Origin of the sequence: Rhizobacter sp. (genome assembly GCF_035702065.1) — a bacterium.
In the GTDB taxonomy this organism is placed as follows: Bacteria; Pseudomonadota; Gammaproteobacteria; order Burkholderiales; family Burkholderiaceae_C; genus Rhizobacter.
The window spans coordinates 1-7,281 of sequence record NZ_DASSRA010000044.1 but is presented as its reverse complement, the minus strand read 5'-3'; the positions used below and the strand labels follow the sequence as shown (position 1 = coordinate 7,281).

Sequence of the window (7,281 nt, the reverse complement as noted above, 5' to 3'; positions counted from 1 at the left end):
CGCCGAGCAAGATGTTGCAGACCCCGCTGCCCACGAATCGCTCGACACCCTGCGTCGCCGTTTGTCCGGCGAGAAGCTCATCGTCGCTTTCGTGGCGGAGTTCTCGCGCGGCAAGTCCGAGCTGATCAACGCGATCTTCTTGTCCGACACCGGCCGGCGCGTGCTGCCGGCCACACCGGGGCGCACCACCATGTGCCCGGTCGAGCTCGGCTTCGAGGCCGGCGAAGAGCCGGCGCTCGCGCTGCTGCCCATCTCGACGCGGCTCGAAGGCCTGTCGCTCACCGAACTGCGTGGCCAACCCAAGCTCTGGACGCACCTGTCGCTCGACATCAGCTCGCCCGACAAGCTGACCGAAGCCCTGCGCGAGGTCATGCGCACGCAATGGGTCAGCGTCGACGACGCCAAGGCACTCGGTTTCTGGGACGACGAGCACCCCGAAGACAACCCGCCCACCAATGACGAAGGCCTGGTCGAAGTGCCGGCCTGGCGCCACGCGCTGATCAACTATCCGCACCCCTTGCTCAAGCAGGGCCTGGTGGTGCTCGACACCCCGGGGCTCAACGCCATCGGCGCCGAGCCCGAGCTCACGCTGAGCCTGCTGCCGTCGGCGCATGCCATGGTGTTCATCCTCGGTGCCGACACCGGCGTCACCAAGTCCGACATGGCAATCTGGCGCGACCACCTCGGTTCGCCTTCGGGTGCGAGCTTCGTCGTGCTCAACAAGATCGACGCCTTGCTCGACCCGCTGGCCACGGTGGAGCAGGTGCGCGAGCAGATCGAGTCGCAGCGCCAGGCCACGGCCCGCACGCTCGGCACCGACGCCGATCGCGTGTTCCCCCTCTCGGCCCGCCAGGCCCTGGCTGCCCGCATCGACGGCGATGCCCGCGCGCTGGCCGACAGCCGCCTGCCCGCGCTCGAAGCCGCGCTCAGCGCACAGCTGCTGCCGCAACGCCGCGACACCCTGCAAGAGATGGTGGTCGAAGCCACGCAGCGCATGGAGTCGCAGGTGGCGCGCCGCCTGGGCGACCGCCGCCGCCAGACGGCCGAGCAGATGCTCGAACTGCGCGGCCTGCGCGGCAAGAGCAGCGCCAAGACCCGCATGATGCTCGAGCGCGTCGACGCGGAAACCGCTGAGTTCGAGTTGTGCACCTCCCGCCTGCAGGCCATGCGCATGGTCCACAGCCGCATGCTCAAGAACGCGCTGGTCGACCTCACCAGCGACCGCCTGCGTGAAGAAGTCAACGAGATGCAGACGGCGATGAACGCCTCGCTGCTCAACCTGGGTGCCAAGAAGGCCTTCCTCGCACTGTGCGCCCGCCTGCGCGAGCTGCTCGAGGCCTCGCATGTGCGCGCCAACGAGATCCACGACATGCTGAGCGCTTCGTTCTCCAAGCTGAATGCCGAGTTCGGCTTCAGCCTGGCGGTGAGCAAGACGCCCGACCTCGGCCGCTTCGTGCAGGAGCTGATGCTGATCCAGCGCAACTACGTGCAGTACCTGGGCCTGACGCAGGCACTGCGCCTGTCGCAGCCCAAGTTCATGGAGCAGTTCCGCCGCATGCTCGTCTCCAAGCTGCGCGTGGTGTTCGAGAACGCGAGCAGCGAGCTGGAGCTGTGGAACAAGATGGCCTCGGCACAGGTCGATTCGCAGCTGCGCGAGCGTCGCCGTGGCTTCCGCCGCCGCCGCGAGGCGCTGGAGCGCATCCAGACCGCATCGGGCGACCTGGAGCAGCGCATCGCCGAGCTCGAAGCGCAAGACGCGCAACTGCAGGCTCTGCAAGCCCGCAGCGCTGAGCTGGCGGTGCGCGTGAAGGAGCAGGCGCGGCTCGACCCGCAGCCGCTGGCGGAAGCGCAGAACAGCGAAGCCGGCGTGCTCTACGCCGCGCAGGCTTGAGCGCGCTCTGAGCGCTAACCACAAGACAGACCACTTCGCCACGCCCCTGATCGCGTGGCAGCGCCAGCACGGCCGCCACACGCTGCCCTGGCAGCGCACCACCGACCCGTACCGCGTGTGGCTGTCGGAGATCATGCTGCAGCAGACGCAGGTGGGCACCGTGCTGGGCTACTACGAGCGCTTTCTGCAGCGCTTCCCGACCGTACGAGACCTCGCGGCCGCCTCGCAAGATGAGGTGATGAGCTTGTGGAGCGGCCTGGGCTACTACAGCCGCGCGCGCAACATGCACGCCTGCGCCAAGGCCGTGGTCGTCGAACACGGCGGCGCGTTCCCGCGCAGCAGTGCGCAGCTGCAGACGCTGCCCGGCATCGGCCGCTCCACCGCCGCGGCCATCGCGGCCTTCTGCTTCGGCGAGCGGGTGGCCATCCTCGACGGCAACGTGAAACGGGTGCTGACGCGCTTCCTGGCCTTCGATGCCGACCTCGCCGTCGCCCGCCACGAGCGCGAGCTGTGGGAGCAGGCCACCGAGTTGCTGCCGCATGAGGGCATCGAGGCCTACACGCAGGGGGTGATGGACCTCGGCGCGACCGTGTGCCTCGCGCGCTCGCCGCAATGCCTCTTGTGCCCGGTGCAGGCCCATTGCGCCGCGCGCCGTGCGGGCACGCAGGAGCAGTTCCCGGTCAAGAGCCGCAAGCTCAAGCGCGGCCGGCGCGACAACGCCTGGCTGTGGCTGGAGCATGACGACATGCTGTGGCTGTGCCAGCGGCCCGACACGGGTGTGTGGGCCGGCCTGTGGAGCCTGCCGGAGTTCGACACGCCGAGCCAGCTCGAAGCATCGAGCGCTGCCTGGCCGGGTTCGGGCGCGGCCCTGCCCAGCTTCACGCATGTGCTGACCCACCTCGACTGGACGCTGCACCCGATGCGCTGGGCCTTGCCGAAGCGCATGTCCAAGAACGCATTGGCCGCGATCACCGCCCAGCTGCCGCCAGGGGGCTGGTTCACCCTCGACGAAGCGCTCGCCATGGGCCTGCCCGCACCCCTGCGCAAGCTGCTGCTGCGCGAGGCTACTTGACCACGCCCTTGGTGCGCAGGAACTCGTCCACCAGCTGAAGCCGCACCTGCGGATCGGGCAGCTCCATCAGCTTCTGCTTGGCAGCGATGGAGATCGGCAGGATCTCGCACCAGCGGTTGGCTACCCAGCCCGCGCTCTCGAAGGTGAAGGGCTTGAGGAACGGCTCGGAGCCCTGCTGCTTGAGCGTGGCGATGGCATTGGCCAGGCCGCGCACGGTGTCGAGCACTGCAGCGCTCGGTGTGACGACGTCGTCATCGTCCAGCCTCTGCGCCTGCGCCAGCCAGAGGCCGTCGCCTTGCTGCTCGCGCGACTTCACCGCGAAGCGCTGCGTGCCGCGGCAGCGCACCTGCAGGATGCCGTGCTGGGCGCTGTCGACGTCCATCACCTGGGCCAGCGTGCCGATCTCTTCCGTCACCACCGGCTTGCCGGGCGTGTGCACGTCACTGCCTTGGCGCAACGCCACCACGCCGAACGGCTTGCTCTCGCGCAGGCTGGTGCTGATCAGGTCGAGGTAACGCGCCTCGAACACCTTCAAGCTCAGCAAGCCGCCAGGAAACAAGACCGCTTGCAGCGGGAACAAGGGGAGCGAGAAGAGTTCAGTCTCGGGCATCGAGTTCTCGATGGCGGATCAGCGTGACGCCGCGGCTGGCGAAACGCGCGGCCAGTGTTTCGACGAAGTAGACCGACCGGTGCTGGCCGCCGGTGCAGCCGATGGCCACGGTGAGGTAGCTGCGCTGGTCGTTCTCGAAGGCGGGCAGCCAGCGCCGGATGAAGCCTTCGATCTGCGCCAGCATCTCGCCCACCTCGGGCTGGGCCTGCAGGTAGGCGGCCACCTCGGCGTCGCGGCCCGTCTGGGCACGCAGCTCGCGGATGTAGTGCGGGTTGGGCAGCACGCGCACGTCGAACACGTAGTCGGCGTCGAGTGGCACGCCGTGCTTGAAGGCGAAGGACTCGAACACCAGCGTCAGCGCGCGCGTCTTGGCCTGCACCAGGTCGCGCACCCAGATGCGCAGCTGGGCCGGGCGCAGCTGGCTGGTGTCGACCACGGTGGACACTTCGCGCAGCCCGGCGAGGAGTTCGCGCTCCAGCTCAATGGCGTCGCTCAGCGCATGGTGGGTGGCCGAGACCTCGTCGTCGCGCCGGCGTGAGGGCAGGTTGGTGAGCGTGAGCTGGGTGAGCGGGTGTGGCCGCCGCGATTCGGAGAAGCGGCGCACCAGCGCATCGGTGTTCGAGTCGAGAAAGATCGAGCGGACGATCGTGCCTTCGCCGCGCAGCTCTTCCACCAGCTTGAGCAGGTGCGGCAGCGAACCGGCGCTGCGCACGTCGACCGCGATCGCCACGCGGCGCTGCAGCCGCTCGTGCTCCAGCCGCAGAAAGTCGCGCAGCAGCTCAGGCGGCAGGTTGTCCACGCAGAAGAAGCCGGCGTCTTCGAGCGCATGCAGCGCCACCGACTTGCCGGAGCCGGAGATGCCCGTGACGAGCACCACCTCATGCGGTGCCGCCGGTGTGTCCGGTGTCGTGTTCATTTGCGCTTGCGCCCGGCCGGGGCGGGGACGGATTCGGCCGCGACGGACAGCAGCTCCTGCGCGTGCGCGAGCGTGGTTCCCGACTGGCGTTCGCCGCCCAGCATGCGGGCCACCTCGGCGACGCGTGCCTCGCCTGCCACCGGGCTGATCTCGCTGCGCGTGCTGCCATCGCGCAAGGCCTTGCTCACCACGAAGTGGTGATCGGCGCAGGCCGCCACCTGGGGCAGGTGCGTCACCGCCATCACCTGGCGGTCGCGGCCCAGCTGCTTCATCAGTCGGCCCACCGTGTCGGCCACGGCGCCGCCCACGCCGGCGTCGACCTCGTCGAAGATCAGCGTGCCTGCGGCCTCGCCACCTTGCGCCAGCTGGCTGGTGGTGACCGCGATGGCCAGCGCAATGCGCGAGAGTTCGCCGCCCGATGCCACCTTGGCCAGCGGCCGCGGCGTGCTGCCCGCATGGCCGGCGACCAGGAACTCGGCCGATTCGAGGCCAAAGGATTGCGGCGCATCCTGCGGGGTCAGCGCGACCTCGAAGCGGCCACCCGCCATGCCCAGCTGCTGCATGGCCTGCGTGATGGCCGCAGCCAGCTTGGGCGCGGCGGCCTTGCGCTGCGCCGAGACGCGGCGGGCTTCGGTGCTGAAGGCGGCCTGCGCGTCATTCAATGCGCGCTCCAGCCCGTCGAGGTCGGAAGCGGCGTCAAGCGCACGCAACTCGTCCTTCCACTGCGACAGCAGCGCCGGCAGTTCGGCCGGCGGGCGGCGGTAGCGCTTGGCCAGGCTGATCCAGGCCGACAGGCGCTCGTCGAGCTCTTGCAGGCGCTCGGGCTCCAGCTCGGCGTGGTTGAGGTAGCTGCTGAGCGTGTGGGCGGCGTCCTGCAGCTGTGCCTGCGCGCTTTGCAGCACCTCGGCCACGTTGGCCAGGCGGGTGTCGAACGAGGCCACGTCTTGCAGCGCGTCGACGGCGCGGGCGGTCAGGCCGTCGGCGCTCAGTTCGGCCTCGCTGATGGCATCGAGTGCGGTGCGCGCGGCGTCCATCAGCGACTGGGCGTTGGACAGGCGCTGGTGGTCGGCGTTGAGCTCTTCCCATTCGTCGGCGCCCGGGGCCAGCTTGTCGACCTCGCCCACCTGCCAGGCCAGGCGCTCGCGTTCGCGCTCCAGGTCGGCCTGCTGCGAGCGCGCCATGGCGAGCTGCTCACCGGCGGCCTTCCAGCGCGACCACGCGGTGGCGAGCGGCGCGGCGTCCACACCCGCATAGGCATCGAGCAGTGCACGCACCGAGGCGCTGCGCGTGAGGCTTTGCCAGGCGTGCTGGCCGTGGATGTCGACCAGGTGGTCAGCCGCCTCGCGCAGCTGCGTCACCGTGGCCGGGCTGCCGTTGACCCAGGCGCGGCTCTTGCCCTGCGCGTCGATCACGCGGCGCAGCATCAGGCTCTCGGCCGGCTCGAAGCCGGCGTCGTCCAGCCAGGCGGCCAGGCTGGCCGGCGTGTCGAACTCGGCGGTGATCTCGGCGCGCACCGCGCCTTCGCGCACCACGCCGGCATCGCCACGGCTGCCCAGCGCCAGCTGCAGCGCGTCGATGAGGATGGACTTGCCGGCACCGGTTTCACCCGTCAGCACCGAGAAGCCGCCGGAGAGTTCCACTTCCAGCGAGGTCACGATCACGAAGTCGCGCAGGGCGAGCCGCCTCAACATCTCAATTGACTCCAGCGTTCCAATGCAGTTTTCTGCGCAGTGTTGCGTAGTAGCTCCAGCCGCGCGGGTGAAGAAAGCGCACTTGGTGACCCGAGCGGCGGATCACGATGCGGTCGCCCGGCAGCAGGCTGGCCAGGCTTTGCATGTCGAAGTTGACGCTCGCGTCGCGGCCGGTCACCACTTCGAGCGTGATGTCCAGGTTGTCGGGCAGCACGATCGGCCGGTTCGACAGGTCGTGCGGCGCGATGGGCACCAGCAGCCAGCCGCCGATGCCCGGGTGCAGGATCGGCCCGCCTGCCGACAGCGCATAGGCCGTTGAGCCGGTGGGCGAGGCGATGATCACGCCGTCGGCCCGCAGGTTGGCCACGAACTCGGGGCCGATGTCGACCTTCACCTCGATCATGCTGGCGGTGGCATTGCGGCTCACCACCACGTCGTTCAAGGCGAAGCCGTCGAAGATCTTCTGGTCGTCGCGCAGCACGTTGCCTTCGAGCATGGTGCGGCGTTCTTCTTCATAGTCGCCGGCGATGATGGGCGCCAGTGCCTCGGCGAACTGGCCGATGGGCACGTCGGTGATGAAGCCCAGGCGGCCCTGATTGATGCCCACCATCGGCAGGTTGTAGCGGGCCAGCTGGCGGGCGAAACCGAGCATGGTGCCGTCACCGCCCACCACCACCGCCATGTCGCAGTTCTTGCCCAGTTCGGGAACGCTCAGGGCGTTGAAATCGGCGATGCCGGTGTTGAGCGCGGTCTCGCGTTCGAGTGAAACTTCCAGCCCCTGGCGCACCAGAAAGTGCGCGATCTCTTCGAGCACCCCGCGGATGCCTCGGGCCTGGTATTTGCCCACGAGAGCGGCGTGTCGAAAGCGTGAAGGCATGCGCGGGATTACACCACAGCGCCTGTGAAAGAACGGGGTCAAACTCCCTCGCGGCCTACAATGAAAACCATGTTGGACGACCGCGCCAGAACCCTGCTGAAAGCGCTTGTGGAGCGCTACATCGCTGACGGCCAGCCAGTGGGTTCACGCACGCTGTCGCGCGCCTCCGGGCTCGACCTGTCACCCCCCACCATCCGCAACGTGATGGCCGACCTGGAAGACCT

The 7,281-nt window shown here is 69.0% G+C and carries 6 protein-coding genes and 1 pseudogene; 3 read left to right on the top strand and 4 right to left on the bottom strand.

The genetic code is table 11. From position 1 onward, the window contains the following. Together VFL64_RS02035 and mutY are read left to right on the top strand one after the other, a co-directional pair. The coding region (locus VFL64_RS02035; RefSeq protein ID WP_489538711.1) for a dynamin family protein at window positions 1–1,891 on the top strand (1,891 nt) is incomplete at its 5' end. A gap of 7 nt (window positions 1,892–1,898) precedes the next feature. Continuing rightward, entirely contained in the window at window positions 1,899–2,963 is a 1,065-nt protein-coding gene (gene mutY, locus VFL64_RS02030) for an A/G-specific adenine glycosylase (protein WP_489538712.1), read from the top strand. On the opposite strand, the gene VFL64_RS02025 is transcribed toward mutY, so the two are convergent. Genes VFL64_RS02025 through VFL64_RS02010 form a run of 4 tightly spaced genes read right to left on the bottom strand, consistent with a single transcriptional unit; the run spans window position 2,956 to window position 7,057 of the window. Continuing rightward, window positions 2,956–3,573, bottom strand: coding sequence for an LON peptidase substrate-binding domain-containing protein (locus tag VFL64_RS02025; RefSeq protein ID WP_489538710.1), 618 nt, complete (start codon window positions 3,571–3,573; stop codon window positions 2,956–2,958). The two genes, mutY and VFL64_RS02025, sit on opposite strands and share 8 nt — an antisense overlap. Further along, window positions 3,560–4,489 carry an RNase adapter RapZ gene (gene rapZ, locus VFL64_RS02020; RefSeq protein WP_489538709.1) on the bottom strand — a complete coding sequence of 310 codons (930 nt, stop codon included), beginning with the start codon at window positions 4,487–4,489 and terminating at the stop codon, window positions 3,560–3,562. Before rapZ ends, VFL64_RS02025 begins: the two co-directional genes overlap by 14 nt. After that, window positions 4,486–6,180, bottom strand: a complete 1,695-nt coding sequence (gene recN, locus VFL64_RS02015; protein WP_489538708.1) for a DNA repair protein RecN — start codon at window positions 6,178–6,180, stop codon at window positions 4,486–4,488. The genes rapZ and recN overlap by 4 nt, the downstream gene beginning before the upstream one ends. Window position 6,181: 1 nt before the next feature. After that, window positions 6,182–7,057 (bottom strand): NAD kinase, encoded by an 876-nt coding sequence (locus VFL64_RS02010; protein WP_489538707.1) that lies wholly within the window; start codon window positions 7,055–7,057, stop codon window positions 6,182–6,184. 69 nt (window positions 7,058–7,126) lie between these two features. Between VFL64_RS02010 and VFL64_RS02005 the strand changes: the two are divergent. Continuing rightward, window positions 7,127–7,281: pseudogene (locus tag VFL64_RS02005) on the top strand (heat-inducible transcriptional repressor HrcA); the annotation flags it as partial.

Excerpts from the sequence above, each read along its gene's own strand:
- VFL64_RS02025 (WP_489538710.1), bottom strand. The coding sequence starts at position 3,573 with ATGCCCGAGACTGAACTCTTCTCGCTCCCCTTGTTCCCGCTGCAAGCG.
- rapZ (WP_489538709.1), bottom strand. The coding sequence starts at position 4,489 with ATGAACACGACACCGGACACACCGGCGGCACCGCATGAGGTGGTGCTC.
- recN (WP_489538708.1), bottom strand. The coding sequence starts at position 6,180 with ATGTTGAGGCGGCTCGCCCTGCGCGACTTCGTGATCGTGACCTCGCTG.
- VFL64_RS02010 (WP_489538707.1), bottom strand. The coding sequence starts at position 7,057 with ATGCCTTCACGCTTTCGACACGCCGCTCTCGTGGGCAAATACCAGGCC.